Source organism: Agrobacterium tumefaciens, from assembly GCA_025560025.1.
Taxonomy (GTDB): domain Bacteria; phylum Pseudomonadota; class Alphaproteobacteria; order Rhizobiales; family Rhizobiaceae; genus Agrobacterium.
Window position 1 is genome coordinate 384425 of the sequence record CP048485.1, and the last position, 17661, is coordinate 402085.

Annotated in this window: 17 protein-coding genes; 12 read left to right on the forward strand and 5 right to left on the reverse strand. The window is 58.9% G+C overall.

The genetic code is table 11. From position 1 onward, the window contains the following. Positions 1 to 13 precede the first annotated feature (13 nt). From FY152_01845 to FY152_01890, 10 genes are all read left to right on the forward strand, one after another. Positions 14 to 1138 carry an Mrp/NBP35 family ATP-binding protein gene (locus FY152_01845; protein ID UXS30891.1) on the forward strand — a complete coding sequence of 375 codons (1125 nt, stop codon included), beginning with the start codon at positions 14 to 16 and terminating at the stop codon, positions 1136 to 1138. A gap of 327 nt (positions 1139 to 1465) precedes the next feature. Further along, on the forward strand, positions 1466 to 2443 hold the full coding sequence (locus FY152_01850) for a magnesium transporter CorA family protein (GenBank protein ID UXS30892.1): 978 nt from the start codon (positions 1466 to 1468) through the stop codon (positions 2441 to 2443). A 15-nt stretch (positions 2444 to 2458) separates the two neighbouring features. After that, positions 2459 to 4378 carry a potassium transporter Kup gene (locus FY152_01855; protein ID UXS30893.1) on the forward strand — a complete coding sequence of 640 codons (1920 nt, stop codon included), beginning with the start codon at positions 2459 to 2461 and terminating at the stop codon, positions 4376 to 4378. 362 nt (positions 4379 to 4740) lie between these two features. Further along, positions 4741 to 5904: a cell wall hydrolase gene (locus tag FY152_01860; protein UXS30894.1), complete on the forward strand. Its 1164-nt coding sequence runs from the start codon at positions 4741 to 4743 to the stop codon at positions 5902 to 5904. Positions 5905 to 6174: 270 nt separating this feature from the next. After that, complete coding sequence (locus FY152_01865) at positions 6175 to 6540, forward strand: F0F1 ATP synthase assembly protein (protein UXS30895.1); 366 nt, start codon at positions 6175 to 6177, stop codon at positions 6538 to 6540. A 61-nt stretch (positions 6541 to 6601) separates the two neighbouring features. Continuing rightward, positions 6602 to 7351: a F0F1 ATP synthase subunit A gene (locus FY152_01870; GenBank protein UXS30896.1), complete on the forward strand. Its 750-nt coding sequence runs from the start codon at positions 6602 to 6604 to the stop codon at positions 7349 to 7351. Between the two features lie 72 nt (positions 7352 to 7423). Continuing rightward, positions 7424 to 7651, forward strand: coding sequence for a F0F1 ATP synthase subunit C (locus FY152_01875; protein ID UXS30897.1), 228 nt, complete (start codon positions 7424 to 7426; stop codon positions 7649 to 7651). Positions 7652 to 7730: 79 nt separating this feature from the next. Beyond that, positions 7731 to 8372, forward strand: coding sequence for a F0F1 ATP synthase subunit B (locus FY152_01880; protein ID UXS30898.1), 642 nt, complete (start codon positions 7731 to 7733; stop codon positions 8370 to 8372). A 1-nt stretch (position 8373) separates the two neighbouring features. Beyond that, complete coding sequence (locus FY152_01885; protein ID UXS30899.1) at positions 8374 to 8859, forward strand: F0F1 ATP synthase subunit B; 486 nt, start codon at positions 8374 to 8376, stop codon at positions 8857 to 8859. 335 nt (positions 8860 to 9194) lie between these two features. After that, positions 9195 to 10178 carry a phosphotransferase gene (locus FY152_01890; protein UXS30900.1) on the forward strand — a complete coding sequence of 328 codons (984 nt, stop codon included), beginning with the start codon at positions 9195 to 9197 and terminating at the stop codon, positions 10176 to 10178. Positions 10179 to 10340: 162 nt separating this feature from the next. Here the strand turns inward: FY152_01890 and FY152_01895 are convergent, their stop codons facing one another. Next, positions 10341 to 10994, reverse strand: coding sequence for a ribonuclease HII (locus FY152_01895; GenBank protein UXS33182.1), 654 nt, complete (start codon positions 10992 to 10994; stop codon positions 10341 to 10343). A 334-nt stretch (positions 10995 to 11328) separates the two neighbouring features. Beyond that, positions 11329 to 12486: a PA0069 family radical SAM protein gene (locus FY152_01900; protein UXS30901.1), complete on the reverse strand. Its 1158-nt coding sequence runs from the start codon at positions 12484 to 12486 to the stop codon at positions 11329 to 11331. Positions 12487 to 12729: 243 nt separating this feature from the next. Between FY152_01900 and FY152_01905 the strand changes: the two genes are divergently transcribed. Continuing rightward, a complete protein-coding gene (locus FY152_01905) occupies positions 12730 to 13248 on the forward strand; it encodes a glycosyl transferase (GenBank protein ID UXS30902.1) in 519 nt (172 codons plus the stop codon). A gap of 145 nt (positions 13249 to 13393) precedes the next feature. Continuing rightward, the gene (locus FY152_01910; GenBank protein UXS30903.1) at positions 13394 to 14254 is read left to right on the forward strand and encodes a hypothetical protein; all 861 of its coding nucleotides are present in this window, start codon (positions 13394 to 13396) and stop codon (positions 14252 to 14254) included. 62 nt (positions 14255 to 14316) lie between these two features. Here the strand turns inward: FY152_01910 and FY152_01915 are convergent, their stop codons facing one another. The 3 genes from FY152_01915 to FY152_01925 all read right to left on the reverse strand — a co-directional run bounded on the left by FY152_01915 (position 14317) and on the right by FY152_01925 (position 17464). Next, on the reverse strand, positions 14317 to 15762 hold the full coding sequence (locus FY152_01915) for an FAD-binding oxidoreductase (GenBank protein ID UXS30904.1): 1446 nt from the start codon (positions 15760 to 15762) through the stop codon (positions 14317 to 14319). 50 nt (positions 15763 to 15812) lie between these two features. After that, complete coding sequence (locus FY152_01920) at positions 15813 to 16790, reverse strand: threonylcarbamoyl-AMP synthase (protein UXS33183.1); 978 nt, start codon at positions 16788 to 16790, stop codon at positions 15813 to 15815. A 65-nt stretch (positions 16791 to 16855) separates the two neighbouring features. Further along, positions 16856 to 17464, reverse strand: coding sequence for a hypothetical protein (locus FY152_01925; protein UXS30905.1), 609 nt, complete (start codon positions 17462 to 17464; stop codon positions 16856 to 16858). Positions 17465 to 17661: the final 197 nt, after the last annotated feature.

Here is a 17661-nt window from a genome sequence, read left to right on the forward strand (position 1 = left end):
GCGGAGTAAAACTATGGCAGAGGTCAGCAGGAACCAGGTCGAAAAGGCTTTGGAAGCCGTCATCTATCCCGGCAGCGATAAAAGCATCGTGGCGCTCGGCATGGTCTCTGAAATCTTCATTGCCGATGGGAAAGCCTATTTTTCGATTACGGTTCCCGCCGACAGGGCCGCGGACATGGAGCCGTTGAGGCTTTCGGCGGAAACGGCTGCCAAGAATGTCCCGGGAATTGTCGGTGCGGTGGTGGCGCTGACCGCGGACCGCAAGCCCGGCGCAGAACAGCCGGCACGGCCCGCTGCGGCAACCGGTCGCCCGGCGGCACAGCCACGCTCTTCCAAGGTCGGTGTTCCGGGTGTGGGCGCCATCATCGCGGTCGCCTCGGGCAAGGGCGGGGTCGGCAAGTCGACGACCGCTGTTAATCTGGCGCTCGGCCTCCAGGCACTTGGCCTCAAGGTCGGTATGCTCGATGCCGATATTTACGGTCCTTCGCTGCCTCGTCTCCTCAAGATTTCCGGCCGCCCGCAGCAGCAGGAAGACCGTATCATCGTCCCCATGGAGAATTACGGGCTGAAGGTCATGTCCATGGGCTTCCTGGTGGATGAGGAAGCGGCGATGATCTGGCGCGGACCGATGGTGCAGTCCGCCCTGATGCAGATGCTGCGTGAAGTCGCCTGGGGTGAACTTGATGTGCTGGTGCTGGACATGCCGCCCGGCACGGGTGATGCGCAGCTCACCATCGCCCAGCAGGTGCCGCTCGCCGGCGCCGTCATCGTTTCCACACCGCAGGATCTGGCGCTGATCGATGCGCGCAAGGGCATCACCATGTTCCGCAAGGTGGAAGTTCCACTGCTCGGCGTCATCGAGAATATGAGCTATTTCATCGCGCCCGATACGGGAGCGCGTTACGATATTTTCGGCCATGGCGGGGCAAAGGCGGAGGCGGAAAGGATCGGCGTGCCGTTCCTCGGCGAAGTGCCGCTCACCATCTCCATCCGCGAAATGTCGGACGCCGGAACCCCGGTCGTTGCCGCCGAACCGGACGGCCCGCAGGCCGCGATCTACCGCGATATCGCGAAAAAGGTCTGGGCGCGCATCGGTGCGGATGAAAGAAAACCGGCGCCGAAAATTGTTTTCGAATAGCGGGCAACGAGCCGGCCCGGTGGCGGGACGGAAAGAATATGTTTTAAATACAAAAGATTAATCGGCTTTATAGGGAAAGCTCTCTGTGGTTTTTCTCCAGAGATGCTTTGCCTGCAAGGCTGTCGCGAAAAAATATTGCTTGATTGCTTCTCGCTTTGGGAGCATACGCCTGCGCCGTTTGGCTCTTGGTCCGTCGGGCTGGCGAGATGTGAAAATCCCGCCCGTTCCAGCGTTCCCTGAAGTGTCGTCCAAAGGTTTGCCGACCTTGAACAGGATATGTTAAGCAGCATTGCGGCTGAAGCCTGCGATGTGGAGCGGAGAAACGGATTGATAAAAGCCTATCGCGCCAATTGCGAGGCGATCAGCCTGTCGCCAGACGACGGCTCCGAACAGATTCCCGACGACATCGTCTGGATCGATCTCGTCAATCCGGACAGGGCCGAAGAGCATCATGTGGAAAAGCTGCTGGGGCTTGATCTGCCCACCCGTGAAGATTTGAAGGATATCGAGCCCTCCAGCCGTCTTTACATGGAAGACGGCAATGTCTTCATGACCGGGTCTCTGGTGTGGAAGGCGGATTCGGACGATCCGCGCCTCACGGACGTCGCTTTCATTCTTGCCGGCAAACGCCTCGTAACAATCCGTTATGCCGAGCCGAAATCCTTCCATCTCTTCATCGCCGCCATCACCCGCGTGCCGCACGAGATGCGCAGCGGCACGGCGCTGCTTCTGAAGTTGCTGGAAACCATCGTTGACCGCACGGCGGAGATTCTCGAAAATTCGGTCACCGGCATCGATAATCTCGCCGCCGACATTCTCGGCAGTCAGGCTCGCTCCAAACGCAAGGCGCCGCGTTATCTCGAAGATCGTCTGACCAACATCGCCGCCTATCACCGGCTGATCTCGAAGGTCCGCGTGAGCCTCGCATCGCTGGCGCGCCTCCAGACCTTTCTGTCCACCAGCGATCAGGTTCGCGAGGACAAGGGTGCGAGAGAGCAGGGCAAGTCGATCGGGCGCGATATTCAGTCGCTGAACGAACATGCTTCCTTCGTTTCCGGCAATCTGACGTTCCTGCTCGACGCTTCTCTTGGTATTATCAACATCGAGCAGAACGGCATCATCAAGATTTTTTCGATTGCCTCGGTGGTGTTTTTACCGCCGACCCTGGTGGCCTCGGTTTACGGAATGAACTTTCAGCTCATGCCGGAGTTGAACTGGACATTTGGTTATCCGCTCGCGCTCGTCATCATGCTGATGTCCGCCATCATTCCGTTTCTCTTTTTTCGTTGGAAGGGCTGGCTCTAAGGAGCCAGGATCATCATGTCCCAAATCGTCGACAAGGACGTCACAGAGAAACCGGATGCGGACGACAAGCATCAGAACAAGGGGCTATATGCCGCGATCCTTGGTTCCATCGGTGTCGTTTATGGCGATATCGGCACCAGCCCGCTTTACGCCTTCCGCGAAGCGCTGCGACCGATCGCCTATGACGGTGTCACCGAAAATGAGGTTATCGGCCTCATCTCCCTGATGATCTGGTCTTTGACGATCATCGTGACATTTAAATACATCACCCTGCTTTTGCGCGCCGACAATGACGGCGAGGGCGGCACGCTGTCGCTTCTGGCGTTGTTGATGAAGACGGCGGGCACCCACCGCAGCGTTCTCATCGTGCTCGGCCTCATCGGCGCGGCGCTGTTCCTGGGCGACGCCATGATCACACCGGCACTTTCCGTGCTGTCCGCGGTGGAAGGTCTGAAGCTCGTTACGCCGGAACTGGACGCCTTCATCATTCCGATTTCCGTCGGTATCCTGATAGGCCTCTTTGCCATCCAGTCGCATGGAACGGGAACGGTGGCGAAATTCTTCGGGCCGATCACCGCCCTATGGTTCATCGTCATGGGGCTGGCGGGCCTTTTCCATATCGCCGACGATTTCAGCATTCTCTTTGCCTTCAACCCATGGCACGCCGTTGAATTTCTGGCCAATGAAGGTTTTTACGGCATCGTCGTGCTTGGCGCGGTTTTCCTGACGATCACGGGTGCTGAAGCGCTTTATGCCGATCTTGGCCATTTCGGCCGCCGTCCCATCCAGTGGGCATGGTTCTGTCTGGTGTTCCCGGCTTTGACGCTGAATTATCTCGGGCAGGGCGCGCTGGTGCTCAAAGACCCGGCGGCGATGTCCAATCCGTTTTATCTGATGTTCCCGCAATGGGCGATCCTGCCGGCCGTCATTCTGGCGACCGCCGCCACCATCATCGCCAGCCAGGCGGTCATCACAGGCGCGTTTTCGCTGGTGCGCCAGGCCATCCACCTCGGTTACCTGCCGCGTATGGAAATCCTCTTCACCTCGGAAACCAATACGGGACAGATCTACCTTCCCGCCGTCAACACCATCCTGCTGTTCGGCGTCGTCGCGCTGGTGCTCACCTTCAAGAGTTCCGATGCGCTGGCCACCGCCTATGGTATTTCCGTCACCGGCGCGATGGTCGTCACCAGCCTGATGTTCTTCGAATTCGTGCGCAAGCGCTGGCAATGGTCGGTCTGGCTGGCCCTTGCCGTGCTGGCACCGCTGCTACTGCTGGAACTGGTGTTCCTTGGCGCCAACCTGCTCAAGATTCACGATGGCGGTTACGTGCCGGTCATGCTGGCGATCGCCTTCACCATCATCATGACCACCTGGCAGCGCGGTTCGAAAATCCTCTTTGCCAAGACCCGTCGCAGCGACGTGCCGCTGAAGGCTTTCGTCGCCTCGGTGGAAAAGGAAAGCGCCCATGCGCCGGTGCGTGTGCCCGGCACCGCGATTTTCCTGACCGGCGATCCGGAAGCTGCGCCAGCGGCATTGCTGCACAATCTCAAGCATAACCACGTCCTTCACGACAAGAACGTCATCCTGACGATCCGCACTGAAGACCAGCCCCGCGTTCGACCGGAGAACAGGTACACGCTGACGAAACTCAGTGATCGTTTCGCGGTGGTGGAATTGCATTTCGGTTTCATGGAAACCCAGAACGTCACCCAGGCGCTGGGTTATCTGAGGCGCACCGGCTACAAGTTCGACATCATGTCCACCTCCTTCTATCTCGGCCGCCGCAAGCTGGTGCCGGATCCGAAATCGGGCATGCCGGGCTGGCAGAACCGCCTGTTCATCGCGCTTGCCGAAACGGCGGCCGACCCTTCGGACTATTTCCGCCTTCCGGCCAACCGCGTGGTGGAACTGGGGTCTCACGTCGTCGTGTGATGAAGTGGGGAATGTCTCCCAAAAGTGAGCCGGGGTTTGCGACGCTTGCATCTCCGTCATTCCGGCCTTGAGCCGGAATCCAGCCAGCCCAAGTCCTTGGGCTGAAAGGAGTCCTTGTCGCCGCGCAGACGCGCGTCGGCTGGATTCCGGCTCAAGGCCGGAATGACGGAATGGAGTCGCCGGTGCGCAGAGCTGGAATTCGATGAAGCGCCACGCGCATTAGAAGATGGTTACACATTAACGTGAAGCCGCGTCCGCGCGCGCCGTTAACCAAGCATCAAGGTTAATAAGAGATTCTCGAACACCTGTAGCAAATATGGTTGTCGGTGTTCGGAGTGCTGGTTTTGCGTTCGAAAAGTGTAATGCGTCGTCGGTCCTCCGCGTCCCTTCAGGCATGGACGTCCAGATGGGCCTCACCGGTCGTCTTCGGCCTTGCCGCCTGGCTCGTCTTTCCCTCCCTCGCTGCACGTGCCGATCTGGCCTCGCTGCTGGCCGGGCTGGACAATGGTGGCGAGCAATGGCGCATGGTGCTGACCGCCTCTCCGGCGGGTTCGGTGCACAATGCCTCGCTCACTTTTAATGATGCGGCAGGCGAGGCGGCGCTGCATGGCAGCGGCATGACCCTGCCGAACGGCAGCAAGGTCGCCTTCGTCACCAACAAGAAGGGTGAGGCCACGACGCCGGACAGCGAGCGTGTCAACCGCGCCGCCAAGAAAGGCCGTATCGTTGCAACCGAAATCATGCAGCCGCCGAAGGCCTTCACCGCCGGTTCCGTTCTGCAGCGCACCAGCATGCTGGATATAGAGCCGCTGAAGCGCAAGGATCGCACGGCTTTCGTCAATCCGAAACGCGGCAAGGATGTCGAACTCGCTTCCTTCTATTTCCGCCGAGACGAAAAGAAGGTGGATAAGAGCGTTTCGCCGATGCTCGCCGAACTCGTCACCAACCGTACCCCGGACATTCTCGCCACGGCCTATGCGCCGGCCGCACCGGATTTTGCCCGCGAGTCGCCTTTTGACGCCATTCTTAAGAAGCCGGAGGCCGGACGTTTCGTGCCGCAGATCAGCCCGGAAGACCATGCCTGGGCGGCGACCCCCCTGCCGGCCGAGGTGTTTTCCGCTGCCGAGCAGCAATGCCTGGCATCCGGCATCTATTTCGAGGCGCGCGGAGAATCGGTCAAGGGACAGGCAGCGGTGGCGCAGGTCATCCTCAACCGCGTGCGTAACCCCGCCTATCCGAAAACCATCTGCGGCGTGGTCTATCAGAACAAGGACTGGCGCAACCGCTGCCAGTTTTCCTTCGCCTGCGACAATATCAAGGACCGCGTGAATTCCGAACGCCATTGGAAAATGGCGCGCGAAGTGGCCATGGCGACGACTGCCGGCAAGATCTGGCTGAACGAGGTGGGTTCCGCCACCCATTATCATGCCGTTTATGTCCGTCCCGCCTGGGGTAAGTCGATGAAGAAAGTCGGCAGGATAGGCCTGCACGTGTTTTACCGTACCTATGGTGGCGGCTGGAGCTGATACTACCGCCAATTTGTCGCATTTTGCGTGTCAAAAATGCCGATTCCCTCGCGAAACATCGCCGCCAAACGACGATTTGGCATCAAGTCATTGTTTTTCAATGATTAATTTGTGCTGCAACAAGCGGCTCCAGTGCCTTGACTAGAGAAGCCCCTAAAACTATGTTGCGCGCGACTTCAGAGCGGGCTGGAACAGGCTTAATCCGTCACCGTTTACAACTCCAAAGGGTTCTGGCATGGCTGGAACGGAGAAAATGGGTGGGATTTTAAGATGACTGGCAACCGTGACGATAGTCTGGACGAGCGCCGCAAGCGCCTTGCCGAAGAACTGGCAAAGGTGAAGGCGGAGGATGAGGCGGAAGTGAGGGCGGAGACCAACGCTGCGGAAACCCGGAAGGGTTTTGCGATGGCGGTGAAGCTCTCATCGGAGTTCATTTCGGCCATCGTGGTCGGCGCTATGCTGGGTTATCTTCTGGACTATTTTGCCGGCACGACGCCGTGGGGGATGATCGTTCTTCTTCTTCTCGGTTTCTGCGCAGGCGTATTGAATGTGTTGCGCTCGACTGGCGCGGTGGCCAAGCCGCCGCTGCTGGAAAAGGCGGACAGACGAGACGAGGGTGGAAAAGGCGGCGTTTAAGCTGTTTTTTCTTGCAGTTGAGATGCCGCGCAGTCGCGGCGACAGGTAAAGAGGGCAGCCGGTGGCAAACGATCCGACCCATCAGTTCTTGGTGCAGCCGATCATTCCGATCGAAATTGGCGGCGTCGATTTTTCCTTCACCAATGCGTCGCTTTTCATGGTTGCGACCGTGGCTGCAGCGTCGGGTTTCCTTTATTTCGCAACGTCGAACCGCGGTCTGATCCCGACCCGCATGCAGTCCGTTGCTGAAATGTCCTATGAATTCATTGCCTCCATGCTGCGCGAAGGCGCGGGCAAGAAGGGCATGGTCTTCTTCCCCTTCGTCTTTTCGCTGTTCATGTTCGTGCTGACGGCGAACCTTCTCGGCATGTTCCCGTATTTCTTCACGGTCACCAGCCAGATCATCGTCACCTTCGCGCTCGCCTGCCTCGTTATCGGTACGGTCGTCGTTTACGGTTTCTACAAGCACGGCCTGCATTTCTTCGGCATCTTCGCCCCCTCGGGCGTTCCCAAGGCGCTTTTGCCGCTTGTCGCGTCAATTGAAATGATCTCGTTCCTGTCGCGTCCGATCAGCCTTTCCGTTCGTCTCTTCGCGAACATGCTGGCCGGCCACATCACGCTCAAGGTTTTCGCAGGCTTCGTCGCCTCCATGAGCGCGCTCGGCGCGCTCGGTGTCGGCGGCGCCGTGCTGCCTCTCATCATGACGGTCGCCATGACCGCTCTCGAATTTCTCGTTGCCTTCCTGCAGGCTTATGTCTTCGCGGTACTGACTTGCATGTACCTGAACGACGCCGTGCATGGTGGTCACTGAGAAGTATAGTCGCTGACCCCGGAAACGGGTGTCAAAAACAGCCGCAACAACCAATATCTCAAGGAGTCTCACATGGAAGCGGAAGCAGCAAAGTACATCGGCGCAGGTCTCGCATGCCTCGGCATGGCTGGTACGTCCCTCGCACTCGGCCGTATCTTCGGTGATTACCTGTCCGGCGCACTGCGCAACCCCTCTGCTGCCGACAGCCAGTTCGGCCGTCTGGTATTCGGCTTCGCCGTTACGGAAGCTCTGGGCATCTTCTCGCTGCTCGTTGCTCTCCTTCTCCTGTTCGCTGTCTGATAACGGCATCAGGTCTGGATCACGGCCCGCAAATGGCGTGCCGTGATCCTTCGCATTTGCAGTCCCCCTGGAGGTGAGCATGTTCGTGACCGAGGCTTATGCCCAGTCAGCACCGACCGTAGGTGAAACGCATACGGAAACTCCGGCTGTCGGCCAGCCGCAACCGGAAGCCACGCACACGGAAACCGGTGTAGCGCACGGCGCTGAACACGGTGCTTCCGGCGTTTTCCCGCCGTTCGACCAGTCTACTTATGCATCGCAGGTCCTGTGGCTGGCGATCACGTTCGGCCTTTTCTACCTGCTCATGCAGAAGGTCATCGTTCCGCGCGTCGGCGGCATTCTCGAAAACCGTCACGGACGCATTGCACAGGATCTCGACGAAGCGGCACGGCTGAAAACCGAAGCCGACGCAGCCGTCGAAACCTATGAAAAAGAACTCGCGGCAGCCCGCGCCAAGGCAAGCTCGATCGGCTCCGCGGCACGTGACGCCGCCAAGGCCAAGGCTGATGCCGACCGCGCCGCCATCGAGGCCGGACTTGCTGAAAAGCTCGCCGCCGCCGAAAAGCGCATTGCCGGTATCAAGGAACAGGCTTTCGCCGATGTCGGCGCCATCGCCGAGGAAACCGCGACCGCTATCGTCGACCAGCTGGTTGGCGCCAAGGTCAAGGACACGGACGTCAAGGCCGCCATCGCTGCCGCTTCTAACGTGAAGGGAGCCTGACATGGCATTTGATGCATCATTTTTCGCTCTCGTCGGTCTCGTCCTTTTCTTCGTCCTGATCGCCTATCTCAAGGTTCCGGGCATGCTCTCCAGGTCTCTGGACGAGCGTGCGCAGAACATCCAGGACGAGCTGGCCGAAGCCAAGCGCCTGCGTGAAGAGGCCCAGCACCTGCTGGCCGAATATCAGCGCAAGCGTAAGGAAGCTGAAGCGGAAGCCGCCGGCATCGTTGCCGCCGCTGAACGCGAAGCCGCTGCCCTGACGGAAGAAGCCAAGCAGAAGACGGAAGAATTCGTCGCCCGCCGCACGGCTCTTTCGGAGCAGAAGATCAAGCAGGCCGAGGAAGACGCCATCGGCGCCGTCCGCGCCGCCGCTGTGGATATCGCCATTGCCGCTTCCGAGAAGCTCATTGCCGAGAAGACCACAGCCGCCGCAAAGGCCAAGCTTTTCACCGCCACGATCGGCGACGTGAAGTCGAAGCTGAACTGAGATTTATCTCGGATTGTTTCAAAACCCCTCCGGCGCGAGCCGTGAGGGGTTTTTTATTTTGGGCCCTGGGAATCGGTTAGAAATACAGCGCCGACAGGCCTGTCGAAATGCTGTTCTTTTAATGGGCCACCCATACAAACGGTCAGCCTCGGGGGGCAGGTTAAAAGGGGCGGGTATTGGCAAACTTGGGGTTTGGCTTTCTGGACCCCAAATATTCGATGGCGCATCCACCAGCAACGATTATTGCCGCAGCAGCAGATTTCCCTATTCTATGGAGCAAGCGACTTGGTCGCGATGCTGAGACAGCCTCATCAAGCTCCGCAGGACATAGCCGAATGATCGACTTTTATCCGCTGTATTCTACCCCACAGAGTGAAGCGATCGAAGATTTTATCAATCGGCACTACGAACTAAAACGACCAGTCTCCTGCAAGTTGCTTCAGCGTGGATTTAATGACGTTTATCTCGTCACCGTGAACGACAACGAGCGTTATGTGTTTCGGCTTTCCCACCGTCGTGCCCGCGGCGCAGCCGACGTCAAAAGCGAAACTGCATTTCTGTCCCATCTCTCGACATCAGGAGTTCCAGTCGCCGGGCCAGTTCCGACACGTGACGGCGCTTTCTTCGTTCGAGGCCAGGCGCTGGAAGGTGCGCGCGAGGGCGTGCTTTTTAACGCGCTTGGTGGGCGTGAAGTGCGCGCCGCTGATGCTGGCGATGCCCGGGCTAACGGAAAAACCCTTGCTCTTGTGCACAACGCGGCAGAGACATTTTCCATTGGCGAAACGCTATATCGGCTTGATCTCGAACATTTGTTGCATCGGCCTCTCGCACGAATACGTGACAGCGGAATTGTGGATGATGCGAAGGTTCTCGTTGATCTTCAAGACATCGCCAAGCGCGCAGCAACGGCGATCGAGGCGGCCGGTAATCTGACCTGGACATATTGTCATGGAGATTGCCACGGTTTCAATTCGCGTATCAATGAGGATGGTGAAGCCGTATTCTTCGACTTTGATGATGGAGGCCCGGGATATCTCGCTTATGATCTCGCTGTATTCCTCTGGGCTCAAATTTCCTTTGGCCGGGAACATATTACCGTCTGGCACGCCTTCGTGGATGGGTATCGGGCAATTCGGCCGATATCGCCTGACGACTTCGAAGCGGCGCTGAGGTTTGTGACGGTTCGTCACTTATGGCTTATGGGTGAACACGCAAGCCGAACCCACGAATGGGGAAGCAACTCTGTCGGATGGATCCCGCGGCAGGTTGATTTTCTCACCAAGTGGGAGATCGATCGATTTTCCGATCGTCTGTTCTGAGGCTGGTGCCAGCGCGTCATGCTGCAAAGACGGGGCTGTTCCCTGTCGCAGACAAGCCACGTCCTGACTTGCACCCGCTTCAAGGCTTTATCCGTGTCGATGTATTTTGCATTGCGAAGGCGGTGATCGAACGAAAATCGCGAGTTGCATTCGCCGCCACGATCAATCCCGCTTCAGCGGCCGAAAGCTCATCCGGTGCAACGGGCAAGGTCCGTGGCTTTCGATGGCGCGAAGATGGGCCGGTGTGCCGTAACCGGCATGGCCTTCAAAGCCGTAGGATGTGTGCACCACACCGGCCCGTTCCATCATCCGGTCGCGGGTCACCTTGGCGATGATCGAGGCGGCGGCGATGGAGAGGGAGCGGGAATCGCCCTTGATGACGGCTTTGGCTTCGCAGGTAATACCGGGCGGGCGGTCGCGGCCGTCGGCCAGCACAAGGGCAGGGGAGATTTCGAGACCAAGCACGGCGCGGCGCATGGCGTCGAGGCTGGCGCGCAGGATATTCATGCTGTCGATCAGGCCGGGGCCGGAAGAGGCGACGGATACGATCGAGGTTTCCATGATCTGCACGAACAGGCTTTCCCGCTTCTGCTTCGTCAGTTTCTTGGAATCGTCCATCCCCTTGGGAATATTGTCCGGATCGAGAATGACAGCTGCCGCAACCACCGGTCCGGCCAGAGGTCCCCGGCCTGCCTCATCCGTGCCCGCCACGGGCCACAGGCCCTTCTTTTTCGCCTCCAGTTCGAAGGAAAAATCCGGGCCGGTATCGGCAAGATCAAAAAGAGCAGGAGAATCGGGTGTGGCCGTGCGTTTCATGCGGCGAAACTGGCACACACACCCGATCTCCTGCAAGCCCCCGGAGCGGGCGATGACAGGCGCGGTGAGCCGGGGTCGAGGGGCGTGGCTCACCGTGCCCCGACGGTCATCATGACCTTTGATCCTCCAACGGGGCGGCGGAGGAAAAACGATCGCACGCGAGGCGGCGGTTCCGGGGGCGATGTCCGGCGGGCCAGGGAAAACCCGCAGGGCATTTCGTGGGAGTGTGGCGGCCAAAAAAGAGGCCGCCGCTCCTTGTCATGTTCTGCCTGATATCGTCACACGCTCCATGTGGTGCTTCGATCAGGCGGGGTCTGTTTTCAGCAACGGTCTTTCAAAGCAGCGACAATTGCACGCCGGCTCCGCCCGGCGGGACGAAGAGATCGTCACGCAGATGAATGCCGCGGCGGATGAGGCCGAGCCGTTTGGTCGCCATCTCGAAACGCCTGCCGATCTGCCAGGCATAGGGGCCGGCACCCTTCATGCGTTTTCCGAATTCCGCATCGTAATCCTTGCCGTCGCGCATGGAGCGCACCAGCGACATGACATGGCGATAACGGTCCGGATAGTTGCGCAGCAGCCAGTCACGGAACAGCGGGCTCACCTCCAGCGGCAGGCGCAAGAGCACATAGGACGCTTCGGTGGCGCCAGCGGCCTTGCCGGCCTCGAGAATACGCTCGATCTCATGATCGTTAAGTGCCGGAATGACGGGCGCCATCATCACAGCCACGGGAATGCCCGCCTCGGTCAGCGCCTTGACGGCTTCGAGCCGCTTCTCCGGCGTGGCGGCGCGCGGCTCCATGTTGCGTGAGAGCTTCCGGTCCAGCGTGGTGACGGAAATGCCGACCTTGGCAAGCCCCTTTCTGGCCATGGGTGCCAGAATGTCGATATCCCGCTTGATCAGCGCCGATTTGGTGACGATGGCGACGGGATGCTCGGCCTTGGCCAGCACTTCCAGTATTTGCCGCATGATGCGCCACTCGCGCTCGATGGGTTGATAGGGATCGGTATTGGTGCCAATGGCGATCACCCGCGGCTTGTAGCCCGGCTTCGCCAGTTCCCGTTCCAGGAGTTTCGCTGCATCCGGCTTGGCGAAGAGCTTCGATTCGAAATCCAGCCCGGCCGAAAGCCCCATATAGCTGTGCGTGGGGCGGGCGAAACAATAGATGCAGCCATGTTCGCAGCCGCGATAGGGATTGATGGAACGGTCGAATGGGATATCGGGGGATTCATTGCGGGTGATGATGCTGCGCGGCTTTTCCACCTGCACTTCGGTACGGAATTCCGGCATGTCCTCCAGCGTCTGCCAGCCATCGTCGAAAACCTCGCGCTGCAAGGCTTCGAAGCGCCCGTCGGGATTAAGTCCCGCACCACGGCCGCGACGACGGTCTATCTCGATCCGCAGGCCCGATGCATCGGCCAGCGCATTGGCAATGTCAGGCGTATGGCGCGGCTGAAAGGCAGCCTGCCCCGAAAGAGTATGGTCTCTCATCTGGATGCTCCGAGGTCGCGGCACGCCCCTGAAGGCACGCCCAACGCCCTAAACCGTTTCCGTCCGAGCAGGATTTCATCACCTCCTCGAATGATTAAATTCCTAACGCAGGAATGAGAACAATACAAGAACAAAAATGAAAATTGGCGCCGCTTGTCCATTGTCGCCGCGATAAACCATACCGGATTTTTCTCGCGGCGAGCGGAGTGGCAATTTATTGTGCGATGCGTTAGAGCTATGCATATGTTGACAGTCATAATGGAATGCCGGGATCAGGAACCGGAGCTGGCGCACACGCTGTCTGCGCTCGTAACCGGGGCCGTGGAAGGGCTTGTAAGCGATGTTGTGATCCTCGATCACGGTTCGCGCGATGGATCGTCGCGCGTCGCCGATGCCGCTGGCTGCCGTTTTTATGTGCAATGGGACATTGCGGACGTCATGCAGTCCGCGCGTGGACAATGGATCCTGCTGGTGGAGCCGGGCGCACGCCCGCAGAGCGGCTGGATCGAGGAAATACTGGAATATGTGACGGTATGCGCGGAGCCTGCCCGGTTTTCCCCGTCCCGTTATCACAAGCGTCCGTTTTTCAGCCGAATCATCCGCCGTCAACCGCCATTGGAATATGGCTACCTAATGCCGAAGAAACATGCTGTCGCGATCGCAAAACCCGGCATGGACCTGACACAGTTCATCCAGGCGCAAAAGTCGCGTCGCCTGAATGCGGAGCTGGTTCCAGCCTGGACGGCGCGACCTGCGGGCTAAACTGCCACGCCTGACACAATCAACCGAAAGACCGGACGCGACTGTGGTGTCAGCAAGCCGCTGAACTGCATCGCGAAGAAAGAATATCGGCTCGACTTTTACGGGAATAAATGCAACCTATAAATGTCTTTTAGGGGAGGGTTGCATGTCCTGCGGATTCTTTAAGTCAAATTCTTCCAAAATCCACGCTGCCTTTTGCATTGTTACAATATTGGCATTCCCTACAGCGGCTTTGTCTCAGGCCCGATGTGGAACGGGTGGTGTCGTTTTCACCACGACAGAACTCAAGGTCGATGCGGATGGAGCGCCGAACTCCTATCTGGTTAACGGCGAGGGACTATCCTACACCTGCGACGGCGTCACTGCGGTAGGATCAACACCTGAAACCGACCGGCATGGATGGGAGAAAAAATGCCGTGATGCCTGGAAGAAAGCCGTTGCGACCGGTGATTATTCGAAGGTCAGAATATTTGGTTTTTCCAAAGACGAGAATAACAGGCCGATAGTTCAAAAGGCTGGCGATCCCCTGCCGGGAAAGGCGTTTATTACGGAGACGTCCGTTTCGGTTCCAGATGGACCGGCAGGAACACAAAGGCATTGGATCGACGCCAATGAAATTCCCTATGTTGTTTTGTCTGGTAGCTTCGTGAGGAAATATGGTGTGAAGGGCGGCGACATAGTCGTCGTTTATCGCCCGGCAACCAAACGTTTCGCTTACGGGGTTTACGGGGACGGCGGTAAGCTCGGCGAAGCCTCCGTGCGCTTCCATCAGGACATCGGCAATAATCCTCTGGTGAACAAGGGCGGCGTTCTGAGAGCAAAATCAGGCATTGCCGATGAGAAGAGAAATAAGGATCCGATCCCGGTCATTACCGTCGTGTTTCCCGGCAAGACGTCTCATCCGACAGTCGACGCAAAAAAATGGCGTAATGAGATTGCCGCGATGGGAAAAACCCATTTCGACAATTGGGGCGGCGTTGAAAAATTGATTGAATGTGCCCGCTAGTCTGAGCTGGCCCCTTCCTGGAAGAAACGGGCGGTCATAACCGCCCGTATTCTATCAGGCCCTCAATGGGCTTGGCCGGCCGAAAGCACCTTGCCGGGGTTCATGATGCCGGCGGGGTCGAAAGCGTGCTTGATGCGCCGCATCAGTTCCATTTCGATGCCGGGCCGGATGGCGGCGAGTTCATCGCGCTTCAACTGGCCAATGCCGTGCTCGGCCGAAATCGAGCCGCCGAGCGATAACACGATGCCGTGGACGATCTCGTTCATATCCCGCCAGCGGCCAATGAATTCGGCTTTGTCGGCACCGACCGGCTGGGAAATATTATAATGGATGTTGCCGTCGCCGAGATGGCCGAAGGCGCAGATGCGGGCACCTGGAATGGCGGCGAGAACCGCCTTTTCCGCCGTCGCCATGAATTCCGGTATGTTTGAAACCGGAACGGAAACATCGTGCTTGATCGAACCGCCCTCGGGTTTCTGCGCGTCCGACATGCTTTCGCGCATGTGCCACAGCGCCTGCCGTTGCGCCTCGGACGCGGCGATCACTGCATCCTGAACCAGCCCGGCTTCAAAACCGCGCTCCAGCAGCGATTGCATCATGGTATCCGCCGTCTCCGCTGAATCGGAGGTGGAAATATCGATGAGTGCGTACCAGTCATGCGGATTTTCGAGAGGATCGCGCACGCCGGGAATGTGTTTGGTGGTGAATTCCACGCCGATACGCGGCATCAGTTCGAAGCCGGTCAGCGCCGTGCCGCAGAGGTTCGAGGCCATTTCGAACAGTTTCAGCGCGTCCTCAGTGGAGCCAAGTCCCGCAAAGGCCACCTGATGGCCGAGCGGTTTCGGGAAAAGCTTCAGAACCGCACCAGTGATGATGCCGAGCGTGCCTTCTGAACCGATAAACAGATCGCGCAGATCGTAACCCGTATTGTCTTTCTTCAGCCGCCGCAGCCCGTTCCAGATTTCGCCTGTTGGCAGCACCACTTCGAGCCCCAGGCAAAGCTGGCGCATATTGCCATAGGCGAGAACCGCCGTGCCGCCGGCATTGGTGGCGAGATTGCCGCCGATGCGGCACGACCCCTGCGAGCCGAGCGACAGCGGGAACATGCGCTCCACCGTATCGGCGGCCTTGTGAATATCATCAAGAATGCAGCCGGCATCCGTCACGATGATATTGGCGACGGGATCGATATCGCGGATGCGGTTCATGCGCTCGAGCGACAGGATGATATCGGTGCCGTCCGCACGCGGTGTCTGGCCGCCCACAAGGCCGGTATTGCCGGTCTGCGGCACGATGGGGGTTCCGGTTTCGCTCGCAAGCTTCAGGATGGCCGCAACCTCTTCGACCGAACCGGGCTTGATGAGCAACGGCGAGGCGCCGCGATAAAGCCCGCGATTTTCCACAAGGCGCGGCGCCATTTCCGCCGGGTCGCGGACCGCGTTCTTTTCGCCGACAATGGCGGAAAAGCGGTCAAGGATGTCGGAGGAGGGGATGGCGGTGGTCGTCATGGGCGGCGTCTCGCTATCTTTTGAAACATGGGCGAAAGGATTGGGTGCCGTCAGCCTCGCGGCGCGGCGGCGCGGGAAAGGCGGTCGTTGATCGCCTCTCCAAGACCATGGGTGGGAATGGCGGTGATGGCGATGGTAGCCGCACCGCTTGCATCGGCTGCTTTGAGATAATCGAACAGATTGGCTGCGGCCTCGGAAAGATCGCCGGAAGGGCTGAGATCGAGCACGGTGCGCGCCGCCTCTTCACCGGCAATGGCGATGCCGCCGAACCGGATCAGCGCTTCGCCGGGGGAAACCGATGTTGCACCGAGGCGCACGGCAGCGCCCGGCGCATAATGCGAGGCGAGCATTCCGGGCGCCTCAATGGCGGCAGAGGCTTTTTTCGGCCGTTCGAGCCGTTTGCCGGCAATGCGTTCTATGTCCTCGGTGACAATGCCGCCGGGACGGAGCAGCCGCACCCGGCCATCCTCTTCCACCTTGACGATGGTGGATTCGACGCCGACGGAGGCCGCGCCGCCATCGAGAATAAGATTGATCTTTTGGCCGAGATCGGCCTCGACATGGGCCGCACTCGTCGGGCTGATCTTGCCGGAACTATTGGCGCTGGGCGCGGCCAGCGGCCGGTCAAACCGTCGGATCAAGTCACCGGCAAAACCCTGCGGTACACGAATGCCGACCGTGTCGAGCCCGGCCGTCGCCAGCGAATGAATGCCGCTTGCCGGTTTCAGCGGCAAAACCAGCGTCAGCGGTCCGGGCCAGAAAGCTTCGGCGAGTTTCAGCGAGACAGGGTCAAAAACCGCGTAACGTTCGGCCATGGCGATATCGGCCATGTGGCAGATCAACGGATTGAACTGCGGCCGGCCTTTCGTCTCGTAAATACGCGTGATGGCGGCCGGATCGGTGGCGTCGGCAGCAAGGCCATAGACGGTTTCCGTCGGCAGGGCGATGGGCTGGCCGTTTGCAAGCTCGGTAACGGCTGCCTGCAAGGCGGTTTCCCGCTCGGTTTCGATGTTGATGTGACGCGCCATGATGCTGCCTTTCAGGGCGGTCAATAGCGTATTTCAAGCCTTTATGGGAAGCGTTATCGCTGCTTTTATATTGCCTTGATGATCTTGCGCATCTCGTCCGAGCGCGCGCCGAGCATCAGCACGTTCTTCAGGGCCACACGCGGATCATGGGTCTGGAACAGAAGGCCGCTGCGATGAAAGGACGTATCGACCGCGATGCCCTGATCAGGGAGCGCGTTTATGGCGACTGCGAAATACATCCGCGAATAGCGTGCATCGATGTTTTCGAAGAAGTTTTCAACACCGCTCAGCTCGGCGAAGAAATTGGCGAAATAGAAGGACCAGAAAACATGGCGGCGCGCGTCGAAACTGGTCTTGGCCGCCGTGACATGGCAATAGCCGAGATGCGGCCGCTCATCCAGCAGATGGTGGAAAACCATCTTGGGAAAGCGGATGGAGTGGTGAAAGCCATTGAGACGGCTATGGGTGGCGTCGGCGGCAGCTTCGAGCTTGCGCCCGGTTATCGCGGCCACTTCGTCGTGGCTGTAATAGACGCGCTCCCGCGGCAGCCAGCGCTCTTCGTAACGGGTGATGCGTCCGGTGCGCAGGAAGTCAGAATGCGCGGTATTGGAACGTATCGGTGTGACCGAATGTTTGCCCGCATCGAAATAACGTATGCGTGTCGCCTTCTCCACCAGGAACGCCCTCGTTGCTGTCGATCAGCCAACATAGTTTAGGGAGCGTTAAAACTCCGTTGCGCCGCCACCCCTGTTTTCTGAAGGGTTGATAGGATGCGCGCGACATCATGCGTCATATTGCGACGCGGTTTGGTGGACCGAATAGCGCGCGGATTTCGCAAGCGGAATGGCCTGCGGGGGCTATCGGCGCATGT

What these genes read in the sequence shown, in the direction of transcription:
- FY152_01845 (UXS30891.1), top strand. Translation starts at nt 14, where the DNA reads ATGGCAGAGGTCAGCAGGAACCAGGTCGAAAAGGCTTTGGAAGCCGTC.
- FY152_01855 (UXS30893.1), top strand. Translation starts at nt 2,459, where the DNA reads ATGTCCCAAATCGTCGACAAGGACGTCACAGAGAAACCGGATGCGGAC.
- FY152_01860 (UXS30894.1), top strand. Translation starts at nt 4,741, where the DNA reads ATGCGTCGTCGGTCCTCCGCGTCCCTTCAGGCATGGACGTCCAGATGG.
- FY152_01865 (UXS30895.1), top strand. Translation starts at nt 6,175, where the DNA reads ATGACTGGCAACCGTGACGATAGTCTGGACGAGCGCCGCAAGCGCCTT.
- FY152_01875 (UXS30897.1), top strand. Translation starts at nt 7,424, where the DNA reads ATGGAAGCGGAAGCAGCAAAGTACATCGGCGCAGGTCTCGCATGCCTC.
- FY152_01880 (UXS30898.1), top strand. Translation starts at nt 7,731, where the DNA reads ATGTTCGTGACCGAGGCTTATGCCCAGTCAGCACCGACCGTAGGTGAA.
- FY152_01885 (UXS30899.1), top strand. Translation starts at nt 8,374, where the DNA reads ATGGCATTTGATGCATCATTTTTCGCTCTCGTCGGTCTCGTCCTTTTC.
- FY152_01890 (UXS30900.1), top strand. Translation starts at nt 9,195, where the DNA reads ATGATCGACTTTTATCCGCTGTATTCTACCCCACAGAGTGAAGCGATC.
- FY152_01895 (UXS33182.1), bottom strand. Translation starts at nt 10,994, where the DNA reads ATGAAACGCACGGCCACACCCGATTCTCCTGCTCTTTTTGATCTTGCC.
- FY152_01900 (UXS30901.1), bottom strand. Translation starts at nt 12,486, where the DNA reads ATGAGAGACCATACTCTTTCGGGGCAGGCTGCCTTTCAGCCGCGCCAT.
- FY152_01905 (UXS30902.1), top strand. Translation starts at nt 12,730, where the DNA reads ATGTTGACAGTCATAATGGAATGCCGGGATCAGGAACCGGAGCTGGCG.
- FY152_01910 (UXS30903.1), top strand. Translation starts at nt 13,394, where the DNA reads ATGTCCTGCGGATTCTTTAAGTCAAATTCTTCCAAAATCCACGCTGCC.
- FY152_01915 (UXS30904.1), bottom strand. Translation starts at nt 15,762, where the DNA reads ATGACGACCACCGCCATCCCCTCCTCCGACATCCTTGACCGCTTTTCC.
- FY152_01920 (UXS33183.1), bottom strand. Translation starts at nt 16,790, where the DNA reads ATGGCGCGTCACATCAACATCGAAACCGAGCGGGAAACCGCCTTGCAG.